Source organism: Microcoleus sp. LAD1_D3, assembly GCF_036702135.1.
Taxonomy (GTDB): Bacteria; Cyanobacteriota; Cyanobacteriia; order Cyanobacteriales; family Microcoleaceae; genus Microcoleus.
The window spans coordinates 1-20728 of the sequence record NZ_JAUBSB010000063.1 but is presented as its reverse complement, the minus strand read 5'-3'; the positions used below and the strand labels follow the sequence as shown (position 1 = coordinate 20728).

Here is a 20728-nt window from a genome sequence, read left to right as displayed (position 1 = left end):
TAAGTCACGTTAATTTTTTACGCTCGTATTGAAAACAAACATTATTTAGAGTTTTCTAGTTTTTATCTAAAATTTGTTGGTCTTGAAACTTAAAAGTTCTATCTCATTTAAATCCGGCAATCCGTTGATGCTGGTAGTGCTTATTAGCTGCCATACCTATACCCAAAAATCCCCAGAAAACCATGCCAGAGATACCAACGATCACATTTGAACCAGCTAGCATCGGCAAGAACCCAACAACAATAGCACGAGATGCACTGGCAAACGGATCGGACTTAGACTTAGAGGATTGGAACAGGCTGTAAAAAATTAGGAGTAGACCACCTATATAGGGAATGGCTCCCATCCAGCCCAAGGTGAGAAGTAGTTCGATAATTCCACTGTCGATCGGCTGAAGAGTTCCATTTCCCTTACCAATAACCTCACTCAGCGCAAGATTTAGTGTTCTGCCGTAGAGGTCTGCTCTGTCCTTTGCACTCTGATCGTCTTTAACGTTAGACAAACTGGTTACACGAGACTGAATGACTTGGGAAAATGGCTCGACTGTGGACAATGGTACAAGACATAGGGCGATCATCAGGATAAAAGCAATTAAACGAATTTGAAAACTCCCTTTTAGAGAAGCGAGCAGGGTAATTAAAGCTATTATCAAGCCTCCCCAAACTGTGCGTACCGATGTTAGCAGGACAGACAAAATGCCAACTGCTAAACCAGGAATACGCAAATTGCCTTGACCAATAAATAGCAAGATATTCCCCGCTAGCATGACTAATCCAAACTGTAAGGGCGCATTCATGGTACTCCACACTCGAAGTCCAAGGGGTTCTGGGTTTCCCATACTGGTATATAGTTTGGTCTGTATCAGCCAGAAACAATCCCACTCAGGTGCAACTAAGTATTGATAGACGCCATAGGATGCTGTCACTAACACACCCCAGAGAAAAGTGCGCTGAATGTTTTCGCGATAGCTGGGGTAATCTCGCCAGTTCACAAATAAGTGGAAACCAAACAGAATGGGGCTGACCCAAGTCATCAGAGAGACGATCGCCGGAACAGGTAAGCCATTAATCAGACCAACCAGAAAACCATAGAACACACCTATAGCAGATAGGATAAAAGGTAAGCCACCTTGTTGATGTGCTTTGGGAAGGTTGCGGTAGAAAGTTACAATGGCGATCGTTGCCACCAGTAGAGGGGCTAACAACATGGGACTGGGATCGGTAAAACCGCTCCGAAAATCCGACACACGGCGAATAAAAGGTGTGAGGAAAAACACCCACCAAGTGAAACCTACATAGAGGATGGGATACCGCAAATATAGGAACAGGCCGACGGCAAGAGAACCCGCTGGAAAGATTATATTCAGAACTTTACCCAGACCTGCTGCAAGGCAGAGGGCAGTAATCAGTAAAAGTCCCAGGATTGCCATCCAAGCTGCCTGGGGTTGTAGTGTCAGAGAGAAGCCTTGTTTTCGAGAGTTATTCGGAATTCCCTGTATTTGACTCATTACTAACTACTTTTTAGGTTGGTGGAATCTTTAACTAGATATTCAGTTTTAAATCTTAGCTTTTAGGAATCTTTAACTAGGTTTTAGGTTTGAAGAATTGTCTTCCCTAGCACCTAACACCTTACATCTTTATTCGGACTGTTGCCATGTTTCCCAAGCCTGCCAACGTCCACGTAGAGATGCCAGTAATTTCTGTCCTGCTAAGGTTCCTTCTTTAGGTAGGAATCGTAACCATTGTAAAAAACCCGGGGCATCTCGTGTTCCCACGAATGTTGCCCAGAATACAAATGCAGTACGTCGAGTCGATGATAGGTTTTCTAACAAAACTAAAGTTTCATTGTGTACGGCATTAATCAAGGCAATGTCATTGAATCTATTGCGTTGATCTTCGTCAAAACGTTGGGCTGGAAAGTGATCGACTGCTACTTTTGGATCGTAGATTAGCTTCCAGCCTGCCCGTTTTAAGGCCAGACTAAATGCTAGTTCAAAGTGTACCTGGGCTCCAGTACCTCGCATCCGGCGATCGAAGTGCATTTGGCCGATCGCACTCCGCCGAAAACTCATGTTTACACCCTTGAGCACATCTACCTCACGGGCTTCTCCCATCCCTAAGTGATGTCCGCCGATGACTCTGCCAAACCACTGCACTTGTCCCACTACTTCGCGTTCCCCCTTTTCTAACTGGGTACCGTGATACACCCAATCCCGCCCCCCTACCCCACCGATATTGCTATCTGACAAAAAGTGAGCCTCGATGCGTTCCAGCCAATCGGTGTGAGGTGCGGCATCATCATCGGTAAAGGCGACGATAGCCCCACAAGCGACATCCATTCCTACATTCATGGCGGCTACCACACCAGACTCTCTCACTGTGGCAGTTCGCAGTGGTAAGAATTTTGAGTTTAATGTTTGGACAAATGTCCAAGTTTCAGTATCCGTATCCCGAACTACTACTAAGACTTCATCAGCAGGACGTTTTTGCTTTTTGAGTGCGTCTAAGCAGCGTGCTAAGTCTTTCGGGCGACAGTAACTGGGAATGACAACTGAGATAGTCAGCACGGCTGGAGTTCCTCAAATAAATTTACATAATTACTTGCCATATTAGCCCAGCTATGCTGTTCTGCTATAGCTCTGGCTACTTGACCCATTTGCTGTCTTTGTTGCCGATCGCATTTAACTAATTGATTCAACGCTTCAGCTAAAGCCTGTGTATCGTCTGAGTCTGGCAAAACGAAGCCACAGTCTGGTGTCACCAACTCGGCCGCCCCCGTCGTAGCAGCGGTAACAACGGGTATTCCCGTCGCCATCGCTTCCAGTACCACTAAACCGAAAGGCTCATAACGGGACGGAAAAACTAAAAAATCTGCTGCTTTCATCAAGTCGGGGACATCTTGCCGGAATCCCAGAAAATGCACCCGATTTTCTAAGTTTAGCGATCGCGCTAACTCAGGATAGGGACTACCTGCGGTTCCACCCACAACTGCAAGGTGCAATTGGGGAACTTGCACTAAGGAATGCAAGACTGTGTCCAAGTTTTTCCGAGGTGTACGGATATCTCCAGCAAATAGCGCCAGAGCCACTTCCTCTGATAAACCCCATTTTTGCCGATCGACAATACCGGGAGCAAACTCTTGTAAATCAATGCCATTTAATATCGTCCGAATTCGATCGCGTGGAACACCGATCGCGATTAATTCTTGGGCGACTTTCTCAGAAACGGCTACTACGACTTTCGCGCGATCGAAGGCTTTTTTCTCCCAATCAGCATTTAAGGCAGTGTAAAACCGCTGATAAGTGCCACGCAAGCTCAGATTTTGTGTTGAGAGATTGCAGGGCGATCGCAACCAGGAACTATGGACAAAATGCACTGCATTCACATCTCCCCTAGCCGAAGTAATTGCACCATTGAGTTTAATAACGTCAAATTCTTTTTGATGTTTATTTAACCACCAAGCACTTTGAGTGGAGAAAGCTATTTCGCGAACAAGTTGCAATGGATACCCTTTAACTGGAATAGAAATCCAATCGACTTGACTGTGTTGTTGCAGTTCCGTGTCTACGTCACTCGCTAACAAGGTAACATGATGACTGCGGCGAATCGCTTCTGTGACGACTTCATAGTTCACGCGACCTTGACCGTCGCCTTTCATGACTTTGTGTGTAACGAGGCAAAGCTTCATTTACTACCTCTTTTTTGAGACAAAGTTGCTTCGTACAAAGTCAGATTATCGCGGGCATTTCCATGCCAACTATACTTTTGTGCCGTAGCATAGGCATTACGGCGCAAATTTTCCAGGTAGGGGCGGTCTGTAATTAAGCGCTCCACAGCATTCTCGATCGCCAGAGTGTCACGAGGCGGGACTAAAATGCCATTATCTCCATTACGAACGACTTCCATCGGCCCTGGGGTGGAGGTGGTGACAGGGGCTAAACCGCAAGCTAGAGAATTGATAAGAGCGACGAATTGCATAAAAGATTAAGTTAGTTAACGTAATAGAACTTTTTCTGGACTAATAATCTGAGCATTTTGAAGGATATCGATCGCATTGGAGAATTGAAGTGCATTATTAATTCCCGCTGTCACCACTAGAATCAATGCTAATCCAAGCACCACAGGTCGCATTTTTGTGAGGACACCGAGACTCACTAATATTACTAAGGAAGGAACATAATGCAATGAATATAGAAATATTTCAAAACCATGAATAGTATGAAGTAATAGCTGTCCGAGTAGCGTCAACCCAAGAGTGAATCTTAATTGAGGATGTTGCTTTACGGAAAAAAGTGCATACAATCCTAGTGCCAATAACCCTCCCCAAGTAACAGTTGCAAATTTCCCCCACCAGCCACCTGAGCCTAGAGTTGATGCGTGAATACTCATTATTTGAGTTCCAGATGTAGTCCAAGGACTATTAACGATCTGAATAGATGGCATCACAATGGGATGGAAGAGGAAAACACTATATCTCTCTAGCAACATATAAATATTTGAAGGCAAGTATAAAAAACTTGCTTGCTCTTCTATCCCTCTGGGAGTAAAAATTACTCTTAATGGGGCCGTTGGAAGTAAAAATTTACTGATAATAGCTAACAAGATGAAAACAACCAGTGATCCGGCGAAAATTTTCAAACATTGTTTCCATCGATTTCCTGAAATAGTCGCTATGATTCCTGCCATTAAATTTGTGATTGTTATACCTACGGTTAAAACATTCCCAGCCATATACCAGTAAGGGGAAAGTTGACGATAACCAGCTACTGTAACAAGGCAGTACACGAGCAAAATAGTTTCTCCTCCAAATAAGAATGATTCTGGCACAACAAACCAAAATCTGGCAGATGCGGTTATGGCTGTCAAAATACTAAAAATTGCTGCATCAATTTTCTGGTAGCCTAGCAACCTGAAGAGGATGAAAATTGTTCCAATGACCAGCCCGGAAACTACGGAAATAAGGGCTATAACACCTTTAACAGGTTCTAGATTAAAGATAGTTATGATTTTTAATATTGGTAACAAACACAACAATGGATATAGAGGATGATTATAATATTTAGAATGACCGCTAGTTTGGTCAGTCATTCGGGAAAAGCTGTTATAAATATCCGCATCAAACCAAACATCTTCAACCTTCAGGACTATAGGATTAACTAACTGTGCTGCGGCAAAAGAAGTGCAACCAGTGAATAATATTAGGCTGAATACTAACCAAACATCTGCTTGATATTTATGAAATAGCTGAGATGGGGATAGGGATTTCATTGTTCTCCTCGCTTTTGAGAAAGGGCTTTTTCGTAGAGTGTCAGAGTATTTTTAGCCACGGAATTGCTAGATAATATTTTTTTTATAACTAAAGTGGCGTTTTAAGTTATTAATCGGTTTTTCAAACAATAGCCAAGATGGTATTGCGATCCCCAGTGTAATTATCATTTTCAATAAAACCTCAAGCGGTAGCGGAATTTGAGAAAATAAATTCAACTCATAGGCTTTCGCAAAGGTTGGATTTAGGAATACATGGTAAAGATAGACTCCATAACTAATTTTGCCCAGAAATACAAGAGGTTTCAGTTCCAAAATCTTTCCAGGAAGACCGCTAAAGCCTTCCGATGCCCGACTGATTAACCATATATAGAAAATTGCCAAAACGGTTGGTCTAACCAGCATATTAAATAGCGCTATATTATTCAACAAAATAAGTAATGGCAAGCAAACCCATAATCCTAAATTACATAAAATCTGCTGATTTTGCTTAAACTGCTCGTGGTTATGTTTGTAGAATGCGAGTAAAGCACCTAGTGCCAGTGAATCCATAGATGCAAGAGGGAAAACAAGAATCTGGACTTCATTGAAGTTAAATCCATAGCATATAAACTTAGATACTACTCCCAAGCCAATGGTTATAAAAATAGCTTTTAACAAATGTTTTTTAGGCAAAAAGAGCATAACAAACGGCCAAATTAGATAAAATTGTTCCTCCATCGCTAATGTCCAAAAGTGGCTTGAAGTATCATCCCATTCACCTCTGATTAAAACCATAATGTTGGTTGTATAAGTCAAGTGCCAAAAAAAGACACTTCTAACTTGCTTGAAGCCAATAGCAGTGACAGCAAGGGCTAAATAGTAAATAGGAGATATCCGGAGAAAACGCCGGATATAAAATCTTTTAAGTGTAAATCCGATACTTTGATTATTTGATTTGATGATATCTCTACACCGGAGGAGAATACCAGTTATTAAGAAACCACTAAGTACAAAAAAAAGTGTAATTGCTGATGTACCCCAATGGAGAATTGGTTTCAAATAAGAGAGAATAGAACCCGGAACATTGCTTGTTACAAAGTGTTCAAGCATTACAGCAAATACAGCTATTCCTCTAAGGGCATCTAACTGAATCATGTAACCTGGATTTCTAGTTTTTGAAAGGTTTTGAGTTGCACTCATATCTTTATTCCTTTGTAAAAGTGGTTGAATTTTTTCTGTCCTTCTGTATCACCTCATTGATTTTGCATCTGGTGATAATCCCAAAGTTTGCCGCGTAGCGCCAGTAATTCATTATAGGTTCCTTGCTCTACGATTTCTCCCTGCTCGAGTACAATAACTTTGTCGGCTCGCATAATAGTTGATAGACGATGCGCGATCGCAATTACGGTACGACCTACAGAAAGCTTTTCTATAGACTCCTGAATCAATCGCTCTGATACAGAGTCTAAAGCACTGGTTGCTTCGTCCAAAATTAAAATTTCTGGATTGCGTAACAAAGCACGAGCGATCGCAATCCGTTGGCGTTGACCGCCCGACAATCGTACCCCCCTATCTCCGAGTTGAGTCTCAAATCCTTCAGGCATATCTTGAATAAATTCTAGAGCATGGGCGAGTCGAGCTGCTTCTTGAATTTCCTGTTCTGTTGCGCCTTCTTTTCCATAAACAATATTGTTGCGAACCGAAGTATTAAAAATGAAAGTATCCTGACTTACTATAGCCAGCTTCTGTCGCAGAGAGTTGATCTCAAACTGTCGTAGATCGATTCCATCAATCAGCACATTCCCTTGTGTTGGATCGTAGAATCGAGGAATCAGGTCAGCCAAAGTTGTTTTGCCAGCACCGGAAGCTCCTACCAGCGCTGTCATCCTTCCTCGTTCAATGGATAGCGTGATGTTTTGGAGAACTAAATCATTAGTATCGTAGCCAAAATCTACACCGATAAACTCAATGGAGTGCTTTAAGCCTAAAAATTCAATTGAACCATTTTTAAAATATGTTTTATTATCCGTTCTCAAAAGCTCTTTGATATTCTCAGCAGAGCCGTGCAAACTACTAAGAACTGCTCTAGTTCCATTCACATCTTGGATAATTGGAACTAAACGCACCAGGATAAATAGAAACGTTAGTAATGAAGCTACTTTCAGGGGACCATTCGTTAAAACACCAGTGAACGCTACAAGAATCATACCAATTAAAATCGTAGTTGCTATCCCTTCCGCAATGGGCTTTACCATTGCCCAAAGCCGGATAATTCTGACAGAGGCGCTGACAAAATCTTCACTAGCTTTGTAATAACGCTTTCGCTCAAAATCCTGAGTAGCAAATGACTGAATTGTCCGAATTCCATTAATAAATTCTATAGCTGTTGTGGTAAATTGTCCATTAGCTGTTGATATTTCAAAACTTCTTTCACGGACTCGCTTATTCAACGTGGACAAGCCTACAGCCATAAGAGTGAAGAGCATTATGGAAATGAGTGACAACTGCCACGAAATCAAAATCATTGACATCAGGTAAATGGCGATGGTTAGCCCCCTAGTGAACAAGAAAGCACTGCCATTAAAAATGTTCTTGAATTTTTCTATTTCCGAGGTAATTGTATTAATCAATTCTCCTGATTTTGTCGTCGCAAAGTAACTCAGATTTACAGCTTGAAGTTGTTCAAAAATCTGTTTGCGGAGCCTATCCATCAAATTAAGTTGACAATTTTCCGTATAAGTCTGCGCCAAATAGTTAAATAATGCGCGCGTCCAGGTACTCAGCCATATTAAAGCTGATATTCGGTAGAACCGGCTTGTAGCAGATGTATTGACTCCCAAAACCCAAACATCAAACCAGCCGATTCCTGTCTTAATCGGTGCTGCATCAGGATTCGTCAAGCTTTGTAAAAAGGAAAGCAGAAACCCAATACCAACCCCTTCAAAAGTCGCTGCCATAAATGAAAATACTAGAGCTAAGATTACAACTTTAGGAAAGTATTTAAATTCTCGCAGGAACAGGTAATTATTCTGCCAAAACTTTGTATTTTTTATCAGACCATTAACTGAAGTAGGAATTTTTAGGTGCATATTTTTTGAGTGATATTAATCAATAAGTTATATAGCTATTTTATACCATAAATTTTGGACAAATCTAGAAATAGTGATAAAATTTTTAAATTCTCAACTGACAGACACTCCTCTAATTGCTCCCGATTTCAATTTATTTTTGTTAACTTCCACAATTTTATTAACTCCCGAACAGGATCTAGGTTATATTTTTTTGGTAATTCATCTTGCCATAGTGGAGGTAAGCCGAAAGGGCTGTAAACAAACACATCACTAAATTTATTAGGAAGATCGGGCAAATCAGAGCTCTTGACTAACTGAAGTCGCACCTTTGAATCAAGTAAATAACTCAAAGATAATAATTCAGTAGGGTTATATTTATAATTACTACTCACCACAAGCGGGTAATTAGTTTGATTGATAACCTGACTTACTTTATCATTCTGAGATGGATTACTTATAGACACTTTTTTGTTAGCATTTACCGCACAGGCTAAAACTTGACCTGAAATTACAATAGCTATGATTATTTTCCAAAAATGTCTGGGTTGGGAAATTTCTACCGATGAAATTTTAGTAGCAAAAAGGTAAGCGATAGATAGGTGAATGGCTAAATAGCAAGGAATCCAATATCGAGCAGTTGTTGACCTGGTTCCCCCTAAAATTACATCGGGTAACATTAAAGGTAAAGAATTAGAAATGATTAATATTAACACAAATAGCCAAACCTGTTTTTGGGTGCGACGACATAGAAAATAAATTGAATAGCCAATCAACAGAGAAATACATAAAACTAATGAATAGAATAAACTAAAAAATGGTATTTTAGGAATCTCTAAATCGAAAAAGATTAATCTTATATTACTGAACCACATTTTCAACAAGTCTAATAAAGTTGCTTTTTCATTAGTCCATTCCATTGAGCGATTTACTTCAGGTAAGTGATAGATAGTAGTCCAAATCCAAGGTATAAAAGTTATAAATCCTACGAGCGATGCTGCCAAATAAGAAATCAGTGTCTTGGTAAATCGAAAATTGGAAGTTATTAAAATATACAAACCATGTGCAATTGCAACAAATACAAAGAAAGAGAAACAATATAGTCCGATCGCGAGCGTCGCTGCATAAATTGCCCAGCTAACTCTAGTTTTGACCCGTATTGCTCGTAACAATACAGCACTTGATAGTAAGGTTGTTACTGTCCAAAAACTGTACTCTCGTGCTTGCTGGGCGTATTGTACGTGAAATGGTGATACCGCTATCAACCCAACAGCCATCCATCCTACAATAGAAGAGTCAAATAGTTCCATACATAGCCAGTAAATGCAGGGAAATGCCAGCAAACTTATCAAAGCAGATAGGCTTCTCATGATTGCCACAGAATTACCGAAAGTCTGCGTCCATAACCGTAGCATTATGTAATAAAGAGGTGGATGTTCCGGGGTCTCCGTTGCAAAAGCATTAATAGTATCTGTTAGCGATTTTTCTGGACCAATACGCTGATACTTCTGTAAATCTTCAGGAGTAATAATTTGCCCATTGAACGCCTGTTGAATGAATTCTTTTTGGGTATAACCAGAGATTTGTAATGAAGTAAGTGCTTCATCACGCCAGTAAATTTTTTGGTCAAGATTGACAAACCTAAAAAATATACCTAATAGTAGCAATACCAGGCATAAAGTTTTGGGTCCGGACAAAGAATTGATTAAGGATTTGATTTTATATATCATGATGGCTGAATTGTTCAGAATTCAAATAGATTAGTAAATGCCGTTGCTGAATTGGGATATGAAATCTGTAGAATAAATCATGCTTTCATTCCGGAACGCCTATCAACTTAGCATAAGTCAGTTGTGTTTGTAAGTGAGTCTTATTAGAATGTTGGTAACATTTTTTTTGATTCGCAAGTATCTAACCATTAGGCTGCCTATCTATTTTTTACAACAGCGATCGCACAAATACCACTTAACACTAAACCGATTCCTATCCATTGAACATATAAAACTTTCTCCCGCAAAATCACATTTCCAGCTATTGTTGTCAACACAACTGTTAAACCTATAACTATTGGATAGACGACAGATAAATTCATTTTTCCTAAAACTATTATATAAAAAATTGTGCTTAAGCCGTAACTACAAATTCCCCCTAGTAAATATAGGTTTAATGGATTTTGGCCGGCTCCTAGTTTTAAAAGAGTTTGAGCAATTGTATTTAGACAGACTGCGATAAAAATTAGCAAGCCAAAAACGAATTGATTATACATAGCCAGAATTCCCTCTTTTATGACTAAATGACTTTGATGGTGTTTGTTTGATATAAATTATATTCTACAAAAAGCTTTGATATTCAAAAACAGCATCAAATTTTCCAAGATTATTAATGTCTGGATAAGATTTTTGTATCCATTCTCCGGCAATTTTTTCCCACCATCTAGGTGGATGGGGCAGTGTTGCAACTTGGATACACCAACACCCAGAAAGCCATGCTCCTACAACATCAGTATGTAAGCTATCACCTATAACCACTACTTGTTTAGGGTTAACTTTCATATAAGCAATCGCCTGGTAAAATGCGAAAGGAAAAGGTTTCTTGGCTGGACTAATAGCCTGAATATTCAAACGATGAGACCAATATTTGACTCTATAGCTTCGTTTCCCATTGGAGAGAATAAAAAATTGGAAGCCTGCCAATTTTGTTTGTGTAATCCATTCTTCTGCACCAGGAGATAAATACAGATCGTCTTCAGAGATGATCGTGTTGTCTAGATCGAGAATGATTCCTTTAATGCCAGATTCCCTCAAGCATTCAATCTCGATTTGAGCTACCCCATCGGCTCCGTGTGCCAATGTATGAAGTTTTCTTTTGATTCCTATCTGGCGTAACTTGAGCAACCAATTCTTTAAATTTCCCATTTGCCTATTCCTCAAATTTTGGTATTGAAACTTTTAGTCGATTAGTGCTTGATTTTTTAGCCACAAAATCGTAAAGCAGGTGAACACCCAACCGATGACCGTGAGTAGTATTGGTACGTCTTTTAATAAAACTTCTTCAGGTCTTTCACTGCTTCCTCCTTGCTCAATCTTACTATCACTATTGATAGAAATTTCCTGGGGATCGCTTAGTAGTTGATAGCGAAAAATGCCATATAGTAAAAATGGCAATGTCAGTAGCATCCAAGAAGTGGATGCTCCACGCATATAGGGGCCTGAACTCCAAAGCGCATAGGTTACAACTGTACTAGAAGTAACAACGTTTTCCATCCGAGTCAACATTGGTAAGGAGTAGCGTTTGAGGACGGAACGAGGTTTGCTACCTTTGAGTTGTGTCAATCGCAGTTCTGCTTTGCGCTTCTCAATCCCCAAAAACAATGCCAGCATTGCTGTGCAGAGTAGAAACCAAGATGATAAAACTACACCTGTAGCAGCAGCACCACCGAGGGCTCTGAGAACAAATCCGGTGGCGATTGCACCAATGTCCAAAATCACTATCCGTTTAAGTCTCAGATTATAAGCAACCTGCAATAAGGCATAAGCCGTAATGCTTGCACCTAACTGAGGATTCCTTAACCAGCTAAGAGTCAAAACGCTACCTAATAGCAAAACGGCCATTCCTGTCGCGACGGGAATACTAACTAATCCAGAGGCGATCGGTCGCTGACTTTTGACAGGATGTTGACGATCGGCTTCGACATCGACAAGATCATTAATTAAATAGAAACTACTAGACGCTCCACAAAATAATGCAAAAGCCAACAGGCTACCTAGTAGTGATTGTAAATTGATGCTAAAGGCAAACAGAGGTGCAGCAAAGACAATTAGATTTTTTGTCCATTGTCTTGGACGCAAAGCCTTAAAGTAGGCTATTTTTCCTGGTGAGGATAAAACATGATTTTTTGTATACATACTCTTTTGGAATTTCTTTGTCTAACAGTATGATAGATAGCGATAAACTAACAGATAAGTCAATAGTTCGGGTTACATTTATTTGCTCCAGAATGAGATGTTTGCTAAATCTGTAGAGAAAGTTGAATAAAATCATCACAACTTCAAATTCCCAGCATTGCATTCTGATTGAGACGGGGATATACCCAATATCTCATCAAGTTTTGAGTATACCGCTGAACTTGAGTGTTCGTTCTTAAAGGTTATAGCAACCTCTTGGGAAATTTTTTGAGCTAATTCTGGTTCATTAAGTAAGCAGAGGATTTGTTTAGCATAGACCCTTGGATCATCTGTAACAAAGGCATTTACCCCATCTATCAAGCTGAGTGCAGAAGCAGAAATTTTAGTAGCAACGATCGGCATTGCATAAGCCATTGCTTCTACAAGCTTAAATTTAGTACCAGCCCCAGTTATTAAAGGACAAATTGCCACTCTCGATTTGAAGTAAATCTCTGCTAAATCCGGAACGTATCCCAAGCAATCAACATTTTCTTTGAAAGAGGCATCAACTTGAATATCTTGGATTATCTGACCAGCAATTATCAGCAGAGTATCAGGTTTACGTCGAACAATCTCAGGGAAAACTGAATTAAGGAAAAAAGTTAGACCCTCCTTATTCGGTTGATTATTAGAACCAACAAACAGCAGATCGTACTTAAACTCTCTGCCTTGATAAGGAACTATATTTGACTCATAACTCAACCCTTCAATTAAAGTGGGAACTAAGCATAACTTTTCGGACGGGAGATGTGAGCTAAGAATTGTCCTCTCATCCTGAGCATCAATAATCACCCGATCGAATTTATTAATTAGTTTAATCTCCCAATCCAAATTGGACTCATAGTCGAATTTCAATCCTTTAGAATAAGAGATATTTTTCCTAACCAGGCGGAAATTGGAGGTAATATCATGCAGGTCAATTATACTATGAACCCCCAATTTGCTTTTTGCGGCTAAATGAGCATAGTCCAGAACATTAATCCAAATAAAATTGTATTTATTTTGAGCGACTAAATTCCGAACAAATTCAACATAACCTGGAGGAGCCAAGTAATCAGAATCGACAGGTAATTGTTGCCGTAATAATTTTTGATAATAGAAGCTTTGGCTTCGAGTATATACGAAGTCACATAAGTTACGCTCACCTTCGTATATAAATACGTTATCTATAAAATTTAATATTTCTTTTCTTTGTTCCGAACTCCATTGAGGAAATCCAAATTCATTGCCACCTACACCATGCACTTCAAAAAACTCTTTTCGATCCCTAAAATATTTTAAAACCCCTAAAATTCTACCCTGTCTTCCGTTATAATTGCGGGGATCGATTAGAGTGGGTAAGTGAAACAAAATCTTTTTCTTCGCTTGACTCATTGGGTTTACCTCCATCACGTTTGATTTTGAATTTCAATTAAATCAGCAATATAATTTATTTCTAATAAATTATATTAGTGATTAAGTAAAGTTTTAATCCCCTCGCTAAGACTAATTTCAGGTTCCCAGTTCATAAAGGCTTTAAGTTTAGAGATGTCAGCTAGTAAATGCATTCGCTCTACTTTTCTCACTCTCGACTGATCCACTTCGATCGTAATTTCTTCTCCTAGTTGGTTCTCAAATTCTTTTACTACATCTATTACCGAATATTCTTCACCTCTCCCTAAGTTAAATACATCAATTCCAGTATCAAACTTATCAAGCAGCATAAAAATGGCTCTTGCCATATCATACGTATGGATAAAATCTCGTTTTGGTTCGAGATTGCCCAGCTCAATAGTTCTTAGACCAGAATTAACTTGCCTTTGAATTTCAGGAATCAAGTGCAAATTAGTCTCATTAGGACCAAACGCATTGAAAAACCTGCAAATTATTGTAGGGATAGATGTTTGTAGGTGAAATTCATTCATCAAATGTTCGCCAGCTAGTTTAGATAACCCATAAATATCTAGAGGGTTCGTTTGCTGAGTTTCTGGGATAGCATGGTCACAAATTGGATAAACTGCTGCTGTCGAAGCAAAAAACATCTTGTCTAAATTTTTTAAGCTTTTTGCAGCGCTTAATACGTTGAGAGTCCCTTGTATGTTAATGTTACTCGACTTGAAAGGATGTTGATTGCAGTAGGGAATAAAGTGTATGGCAGCCAGATGAATAATCCAATCTGGATCGATTTTATGAATAACTTCGGTTAAGCCATCTTCGTTCAAAATATCAAGCTTATGAAAATACGTATCAGGAATTGTCAAAAAATCTCTATTTCCAAAGGATAAGTCATCAATAACATAAATATCATGACCATGCTTTTGAAGTTCAGTGATTGTTGCCGAACCTATAAAACCTGCTCCACCAGTCACTAGAATTTTTTTCATTTTCCACCTGTTTACGCTTCAAGAGTTGGAGTTTTTACGGGCTATATATGGACTTTAGGTCATCATTAATCGTTATCTTTATGGGTAGTTAGAGTGTGTTCCCCCTAAGTTTATGAGGTGCGTGCAGAATTTGGGTTGTAATTTCCAAGACAGAATCAAGATTCCCCGAAAACTATTGATTTTTGTAGGTGCGTTAGAGAAGCATGGCCTTAGCCCTCGATTGCTTCCATAAACTTGGAATGAAGCGCAGAAGCTTTTTAAATTGAAGCTTCAGTGTTTATCACAACCAAATCAACCTCATTTGAATTGTTTCCCTGAATTTGAGCTTCTGCACTTTCCAATAATGCAATCACGTATTGTTCACTTTCCAAGCTGAGTTTTACTGCCTTCGATATCGTCAAAGGAGAGAATGAATCCCTCAAGCTAATGTCACCCCGTAGCACATTGAACAACTGCGGTAACTTATCCACATTGTACTTACACATCCAACGAATTAAAGGTGTAGCACGAGAATCGTCATTAGCTACTATCGTGGGAAACTTGAGAAGGCGGAAGAACTTGCCTCCTCTGCCAATGTACCATTGCTGAGGGAAAATCGGCTTTAGTGAATAGAGGTAGATCGATATAGCTGCCGCCAGTATAATCGGACTGAACAATAAAAGCAAAAGAAAGGCGGCAATTGAGTCCATCCATTGTTTGGGCTGGGGACTAAGTTGGCTTTGCTTTTGAAATTTTTTTTGAATACTCCTCCGTAGAAACACGGGTTTGTTCGCTTGCTCGCAGGCATCTGCCCAGAGCTTCAGTGTTACCTCACCGAGGGTTGGATGGAGGCGAACCAGCCGTACTGGAGATTGTTTCAAGCATTCTATTAGTTGTTGCTCTGTCTCAAACGCGGAGATATAAGGCTGTTTGGTCTGTTGTCCGAGACTGACGAATAACTGTCCCTGTCGCCACTTCAGAATGCAGTGAGGTAAGTAATGGCTTGAATGCTGTGGCTCTACAGAGGAATAGATATTTAAATTGGACACTGCTGAAATGGTCATGGTTTTTATTACTTGACGCTAATGTTACTAAATTATTGTGTGTAAGTAAAATTACTTAATGCTTCAAAATTTTCCTACACGGATTACTTAAGTAGAATTATATTATTATTTTAGCCGAACTCAAGCGCAAGTCCATATCTTTAAGAAAGTTTTACAATACTTTGATGTTTTATATTTTTTTCAACAACATAGAATTTGCATCTTGACAAATTACAGAATCTATGAATTAGAACGTTTTTATGACTTGACACTGGGTATGTTGCCCTTTTTGAGACTAATACCCCCATTCGCGATCAGTCCGATCGTATTTAACTTGTTCAGCATGGCTCTAGTCTCAGTAAGTGCAGTTTTTGTTACCAGGTCAATACGTGCCACCAACACTACCCCCCGGCAACAGGATGCAACCAGCAGAGCATCTACGATCCCTAAAACAGGAGGTGCATTCAGCAGAACTAAATCATAACTCTGCTCAAACCCTGCCATTAATCTCTGCATTTGAGGAGAACTTAACAGATTTACGGGATCTTCGGGTATTGACCCAGAAGTCAAAATATCAATATATAAGTCTGATGATGGAATATAACTGCGTATGGACACTGTACCGTTACTTTCCAGCAGAGTAGAAAGCCCATACTCATTAGGGAGATTGAGCTGTTTATGCAGCATCGGCTGACGGAAATCAGCATCAATTAGCAGTACCCGTTGATGTAGACGCGCAGCACTAATTGCCAAACCTAATGCGATTGTTGATTTTCCCTCACCATCCAATGCTGAAGTAATTACTAAAGGACTGAAAGTCGAACCAGAATTTTGAAGTTGAATGTTCTTATAAATTCGGTCAAAGGATTCCCAAGCAGGTGGACTATGAATTACTTCAATCGTGCAAGGAGCCATATTTTCCGGCTTGCCGAAAGGTAGCTTAATGATTGGTTCGCTTGCCCAAGCGGCGGAAGTTTGCCGCTTGCCGAAAGGTAGCTTGATGATTGGTTTGTTCTTCTTGTTCTGCGGTAGCTGTGGAGTCATTCCTAGTAGAGGTAGGCGAACCAGTTTTGTTAACTGATCCGAGCTATGAACAGAATCATCCAATATATCGCGAACAAAAGCCGCAGCAACACCCAAGAACAATCCAACCACGACACCCAGCATAATGTTTTGCTGTTTTTTGGAACTACTCTTTCTACCGGGTTGCGGTACTTCAACAACTTGCCAATCAAATCCACCTCTGGCAATTTCCAAGCTTAAGTCCTGCCGTGCTTTCTCTAACTGTTGAAAAGTTTCACGCTTGAGTTGTATGTCTGTTTGTAAACGAGTGTACTTAGCCAATAGATTAGGAAATCGATCGAGTTCTACACGGAGCTGCTGCTCTTTGTTTGCCAGTGCTTCGTCGCGTGCCGTTAGGCCCTTTAAGTTTGTCTGAATGTCCAGAAGCTTCGTCGCGATAATTAAGTCAGTTGCACCGAGTTGCCTTTCTTTCAAAAGTCTTTCTCCCGTATCCGGGATCTGAGCAGAAACTTCTGGTGTAGCACGTTGCCCTTCTGCTTGCAAGAGACTTAGTTGCTTGTTGCGCTCCGAGAGTAGCTTTTGAATAACTGGGTTTTGGTCAGTGAAGCGTATCCGTTGCTGGGCGATGGCTAGATCTGTCTTTTGGATTTCATTGAGTAAGGCTTGATAACGAGAAGACTGACTTAGCCGTGCCGCAACGAGCGCTTCCTGCGGAGAACGGGCAAGTTGCTGCTGTAAAGAGTCGTATTGAGCCTGAAGCTCCCTTCTAGTCGCTTGGTTTGTCCGTCGCTCCTGCTGAATGTTGTTAATTGCCTCAGTCAGAGCTTTTGCTTGTACTTCTGGCTCAATCAGATTTTGATTTTTGCGAAACTCTTCTAAGGTAGCCTCAACTTGAGCAACGTTCTTGCGAACCTTGGGTAATTGTTCGTCAATGAAGGCAAGACCTTTAGTTAAACGTAGTCTCTGCTGTTCTCGGTTGTAATCCAGATAAACCCGTTGCATTACTTGTAGGACTTTCTGGGTTTGAGTCGGATTATTAGCCGTGTAAGTTACTTGAAAAATCTTAGTCTGAGTTTTTGCCTTCTCATCTGCCACTTGATTGACAGCTAAGGATTTTCTAATCTCCTCTACCTCGATTCCTGGGTACTCAGGGCGAAGCAATTTCACCGCCCTTTGGATGAGCTGAGAACCTTGCATCAAACTAAGCTGAGTAGCATTGTCTATCTCAACATTAGAATCAGCAAATTGATTACCTGTTTTACCGTCTTTTTTGCCTTGATAATTAGATTCTACCAGGAGCTGCATTGAGCTTGTATAGGTAGGCTTTTCCTTCAAGGCTTTTACAGTGGCAGCAGCCAAGACAATACACAAAACACTTAGCAACCAAAAGCGTCGGCGGATTAGAACTGCAAACAGTTCTCCATAGCCCGCTTCTGTTTCAGCCATTGAGTTTATATTGTTTTCAATCACTTCTACGCCTCAATCGTAAACCTATTGAACCAAATATATTTATGGCTGATGACGACCGCAAACTTCCTCAATAACACCCTCTACTTTTTCAAAGAAAGCTTCTTCGGAAAAGTTAGCGATCGCATGGTCTCGGATTTTTTCGTACTCCCATGCAATCTTACTGGACTCAACTACTGCTGTGTGAATAGCTTCAGGTGTCTGTAGATTGAAAAAGACCCCTGTCTTACCTGGTATCTGAGTATCTAATACACCACCCTTAGCATAGGCAATTACGGGCGTTCCACTAACATTAGCTTCCACTGGAACTAAGCCATAGTCTTCCAAGGCAGCAACAATAACACCACGAGCTTTAGACATCAACTGACTGCGTTCTGTGTCGCTGACATGACCTAAAAATTTAATATTTTTTAAAGCTCTAGACTCAAGACGCTCTCGCTCTGGGCCATCACCCGTGATCGATAATGGCCATCCCAGCCAATTGAATGCTTCAATAATCACATCGATGCGTTTGTAACCAAGAAGACGAGCTGAGGTCAAGTAAAAGTCCTCCTTATCTTTGGAGAAAATAAATTTTTTGATGTCAATGGGATAGTTAATAACAACTGATTTTTTTCCATAAAATTGCTGAATACGACTGGCAACTGTGCTGGAATTAGCAATGTAAAAGTCTGGCTCCTGAGCAGAATCTAAATCGGCTTTTCTCATCTGCTGAAAAATCGGTTCTAGCATACCCGAAAGATTTCGATAGGTAGCATAGTCTCGAAGATAAGTTGTGGTATCCCACAAAAAACGGGTGACATTGTGACAGAAACAAATATGTATTGCTCCTGGTCTTTTTCGCACAGCTTTAGCAAAGCTCGTGGTACTGCTGATAATCATATCGTAGTCTTTTAGATCCAAGGCTCGAAAGGCTGAAAAATAAAATGGAGCCATTAGCCTAAAATTCTTACTTGCCCCTGGAACCTTCTGAAGTACAGTTGTGCGAACTTCACGTTCACCTAGATCAATAGTTCGTTTAGGTTCGTACAGAGACGTAAAAATATCAGCATTGGGGTAGCGTTTACACAGCAATTCAAATACACGCTCTGCCCCACCGGGTTGTGTCAAGTAATCATGGACTAGTGCAATTTTCATACTACTCTCTCTATTTTATAGCATCCCACACCGACAATGCCGTTGTGCCAATACTTCTTCTTTCACCGTTCCTAAAGTACGTCATCAATTCAACCAGATAACGGAAGCACCAAGGTAAATCGCATCGAGAAATGTGGTTACAGGCTAGACGAACGTATCTCAATCGCCCTATACTGCTTCAGTTGGATCATCAGTTTTCAATTCTGTTGACGAGCTGTATAAAAGTCCTGATCGTGAGCACGAGGGTTACATCGCTTGCGCTTAGGCGGAATTACTGGTGTCTTGCCTTGTACATGGAGCCGATTACTTACCTATACGATCAGTATGATACCCCCTACTGGCAACTACTGTGTCGGCAATCACCTACGCAGAAGTTTTTCAGATCCATCTAACCCACATTCCGCACCCCCCAACTGGCACCTATCCCTCTTCTGTCACTCTCAGCAGAGTATAATAGCACAAAATCTCTCAAATCTGAGCTGGGTCTATGGTTAAGCCTCGCCAAGCTGATTCAACCTTGAAATTGATTGATGAGTATTGTCGGTATTACAGAAATCTGTTTTCAGAAGTCAGAAGCTTTGAAGCTTTTACACACCTTTATGCGGGTATAATTTCTGATATTAAACGTAAGACACTACCAGCCATTGCAGAGATAATGGGGCTAGAAAATGCTCAAGGGCTGCATCACTTTCTTACCCAATCACCCTGGGAGGCTCAAGCCTTGAGAAGGCAAAGGCTTGAATTAATTTTAAGAATTGTTAAAGATAGAAAAATCATTATCATCATTGATGAAACAGGAGATCCAAAGAAGGGAAAAGCTACCGATTATGTAGCTAGACAATATTTAGGGGGACTTGGAAAAATTGACAATGGCATAGGGGCTGTGGTGAGCTATGGTCTAGTAGATGGGTTAACCTTCCCATTAATATTTGAAATTTATAAACCTAAAGAACGACTTAAACTACAGGATAATTACCTAAGCAAACCCCAGATAGCCAGCCAGATGATTAAAGAAATAAAAGCGATGGGATTTGAAATAGAGTGCGTTGTGGCTGATAGCTTGTATGGAGAAAGTACGAGTACATTCATTCGCTGTTTACAAGGATTAAACCTTCAGTTCGCTGTAGCAATTCGGAGTAATCACAGTGTGCGGTTGCCTCCAGAGCAAAGGGTGAGAGCTAATAAAGGGTGTAAATTTGAGCGGATCTTTTCCGATGGGAGCCGAGAAGTCCGCTATATTCGAGAAATTATTTATGGAAAAAAGAAAGCATTGCGTTACTGGGAAATCACAACGGATATAGAGACCTTTTCCCAAAACTCAACCTGGTATGTGATGACACAAATTCCGGGAGTCTTAGCTAAAGAAGTTGGGAGTTTATATCCCGCATTCCGCAGATATTTAAGCAGAGGTAAAGCAAGATAGATTCGGCAACAATAAACTCCCAAACGATTGCCGTG

17 protein-coding genes are annotated in these 20728 nt (G+C 40.3%); 1 reads left to right on the top strand and 16 read right to left on the bottom strand.

Annotated elements, in window-relative coordinates; genetic code table 11:
- Positions 1-103: 103 nt before the first annotated feature.
- The 16 genes from QUA74_RS24865 to QUA74_RS24790 form a co-directional block, all read right to left on the bottom strand.
- Entirely contained in the window at positions 104-1507 is a 1404-nt protein-coding gene (locus QUA74_RS24865) for an O-antigen ligase family protein (protein ID WP_333334444.1), read from the bottom strand.
- Positions 1508-1636: 129 nt separating this feature from the next.
- Complete coding sequence (locus QUA74_RS24860; protein WP_333334442.1) at positions 1637-2566, bottom strand: glycosyltransferase; 930 nt, start codon at positions 2564-2566, stop codon at positions 1637-1639.
- Complete coding sequence (locus QUA74_RS24855; RefSeq protein WP_333334440.1) at positions 2560-3687, bottom strand: glycosyltransferase family 4 protein; 1128 nt, start codon at positions 3685-3687, stop codon at positions 2560-2562. Before QUA74_RS24855 ends, QUA74_RS24860 begins: the two co-directional genes overlap by 7 nt.
- Complete coding sequence (locus QUA74_RS24850; protein WP_333334438.1) at positions 3684-3977, bottom strand: glycosyltransferase; 294 nt, start codon at positions 3975-3977, stop codon at positions 3684-3686. The genes QUA74_RS24855 and QUA74_RS24850 overlap by 4 nt, the downstream gene beginning before the upstream one ends.
- A gap of 15 nt (positions 3978-3992) precedes the next feature.
- Positions 3993-5267, bottom strand: coding sequence for a hypothetical protein (locus QUA74_RS24845; RefSeq protein ID WP_333334436.1), 1275 nt, complete (start codon positions 5265-5267; stop codon positions 3993-3995).
- 66 nt (positions 5268-5333) lie between these two features.
- Positions 5334-6446 (bottom strand): acyltransferase, encoded by a 1113-nt coding sequence (locus tag QUA74_RS24840; RefSeq protein ID WP_333334434.1) that lies wholly within the window; start codon positions 6444-6446, stop codon positions 5334-5336.
- Between the two features lie 53 nt (positions 6447-6499).
- Entirely contained in the window at positions 6500-8335 is a 1836-nt protein-coding gene (hepA, locus tag QUA74_RS24835; protein WP_333334432.1) for a heterocyst formation ABC transporter subunit HepA, read from the bottom strand.
- A 128-nt stretch (positions 8336-8463) separates the two neighbouring features.
- Complete coding sequence (locus QUA74_RS24830) at positions 8464-10011, bottom strand: glycosyltransferase family 39 protein (protein WP_333334429.1); 1548 nt, start codon at positions 10009-10011, stop codon at positions 8464-8466.
- A gap of 230 nt (positions 10012-10241) precedes the next feature.
- Positions 10242-10580, bottom strand: coding sequence for an SMR family transporter (locus QUA74_RS24825; protein WP_333334427.1), 339 nt, complete (start codon positions 10578-10580; stop codon positions 10242-10244).
- 64 nt (positions 10581-10644) lie between these two features.
- Complete coding sequence (locus QUA74_RS24820; protein ID WP_333334425.1) at positions 10645-11229, bottom strand: YqeG family HAD IIIA-type phosphatase; 585 nt, start codon at positions 11227-11229, stop codon at positions 10645-10647.
- 33 nt (positions 11230-11262) lie between these two features.
- Positions 11263-12219: a decaprenyl-phosphate phosphoribosyltransferase gene (locus QUA74_RS24815; RefSeq protein WP_333334423.1), complete on the bottom strand. Its 957-nt coding sequence runs from the start codon at positions 12217-12219 to the stop codon at positions 11263-11265.
- Between the two features lie 135 nt (positions 12220-12354).
- The gene (locus QUA74_RS24810; RefSeq protein ID WP_333334421.1) at positions 12355-13632 is read right to left on the bottom strand and encodes a glycosyltransferase; all 1278 of its coding nucleotides are present in this window, start codon (positions 13630-13632) and stop codon (positions 12355-12357) included.
- Between the two features lie 74 nt (positions 13633-13706).
- Positions 13707-14621 (bottom strand): NAD(P)-dependent oxidoreductase, encoded by a 915-nt coding sequence (locus QUA74_RS24805; RefSeq protein ID WP_333334419.1) that lies wholly within the window; start codon positions 14619-14621, stop codon positions 13707-13709.
- 257 nt (positions 14622-14878) lie between these two features.
- Positions 14879-15664 carry a heterocyst development glycosyltransferase HepC gene (gene hepC, locus QUA74_RS24800; RefSeq protein ID WP_333334417.1) on the bottom strand — a complete coding sequence of 262 codons (786 nt, stop codon included), beginning with the start codon at positions 15662-15664 and terminating at the stop codon, positions 14879-14881.
- A gap of 237 nt (positions 15665-15901) precedes the next feature.
- On the bottom strand, positions 15902-18112 hold the full coding sequence (locus tag QUA74_RS24795; RefSeq protein ID WP_333334415.1) for a polysaccharide biosynthesis tyrosine autokinase: 2211 nt from the start codon (positions 18110-18112) through the stop codon (positions 15902-15904).
- A gap of 63 nt (positions 18113-18175) precedes the next feature.
- Complete coding sequence (locus QUA74_RS24790) at positions 18176-19270, bottom strand: glycosyltransferase (RefSeq protein ID WP_333334413.1); 1095 nt, start codon at positions 19268-19270, stop codon at positions 18176-18178.
- 487 nt (positions 19271-19757) lie between these two features.
- Here QUA74_RS24790 and QUA74_RS24785 point away from each other — a divergent pair, with 487 nt between their 5' ends.
- Entirely contained in the window at positions 19758-20693 is a 936-nt protein-coding gene (locus tag QUA74_RS24785; RefSeq protein ID WP_333334411.1) for an IS701 family transposase, read from the top strand.
- The last annotated feature ends 35 nt before the right edge of the window (positions 20694-20728 follow it).

Excerpts from the sequence above, each read along its gene's own strand:
- QUA74_RS24865 (WP_333334444.1), bottom strand. The coding sequence starts at position 1,507 with ATGAGTCAAATACAGGGAATTCCGAATAACTCTCGAAAACAAGGCTTC.
- QUA74_RS24855 (WP_333334440.1), bottom strand. The coding sequence starts at position 3,687 with ATGAAGCTTTGCCTCGTTACACACAAAGTCATGAAAGGCGACGGTCAA.
- QUA74_RS24850 (WP_333334438.1), bottom strand. The coding sequence starts at position 3,977 with ATGCAATTCGTCGCTCTTATCAATTCTCTAGCTTGCGGTTTAGCCCCT.
- QUA74_RS24845 (WP_333334436.1), bottom strand. The coding sequence starts at position 5,267 with ATGAAATCCCTATCCCCATCTCAGCTATTTCATAAATATCAAGCAGAT.
- QUA74_RS24840 (WP_333334434.1), bottom strand. The coding sequence starts at position 6,446 with ATGAGTGCAACTCAAAACCTTTCAAAAACTAGAAATCCAGGTTACATG.
- hepA (WP_333334432.1), bottom strand. The coding sequence starts at position 8,335 with ATGCACCTAAAAATTCCTACTTCAGTTAATGGTCTGATAAAAAATACA.
- QUA74_RS24825 (WP_333334427.1), bottom strand. The coding sequence starts at position 10,580 with ATGTATAATCAATTCGTTTTTGGCTTGCTAATTTTTATCGCAGTCTGT.
- QUA74_RS24820 (WP_333334425.1), bottom strand. The coding sequence starts at position 11,229 with ATGGGAAATTTAAAGAATTGGTTGCTCAAGTTACGCCAGATAGGAATC.
- QUA74_RS24815 (WP_333334423.1), bottom strand. The coding sequence starts at position 12,219 with ATGTATACAAAAAATCATGTTTTATCCTCACCAGGAAAAATAGCCTAC.
- QUA74_RS24810 (WP_333334421.1), bottom strand. The coding sequence starts at position 13,632 with ATGAGTCAAGCGAAGAAAAAGATTTTGTTTCACTTACCCACTCTAATC.
- QUA74_RS24805 (WP_333334419.1), bottom strand. The coding sequence starts at position 14,621 with ATGAAAAAAATTCTAGTGACTGGTGGAGCAGGTTTTATAGGTTCGGCA.
- hepC (WP_333334417.1), bottom strand. The coding sequence starts at position 15,664 with ATGACCATTTCAGCAGTGTCCAATTTAAATATCTATTCCTCTGTAGAG.
- QUA74_RS24795 (WP_333334415.1), bottom strand. The coding sequence starts at position 18,112 with ATGGCTGAAACAGAAGCGGGCTATGGAGAACTGTTTGCAGTTCTAATC.
- QUA74_RS24790 (WP_333334413.1), bottom strand. The coding sequence starts at position 19,270 with ATGAAAATTGCACTAGTCCATGATTACTTGACACAACCCGGTGGGGCA.
- QUA74_RS24785 (WP_333334411.1), top strand. The coding sequence starts at position 19,758 with ATGGTTAAGCCTCGCCAAGCTGATTCAACCTTGAAATTGATTGATGAG.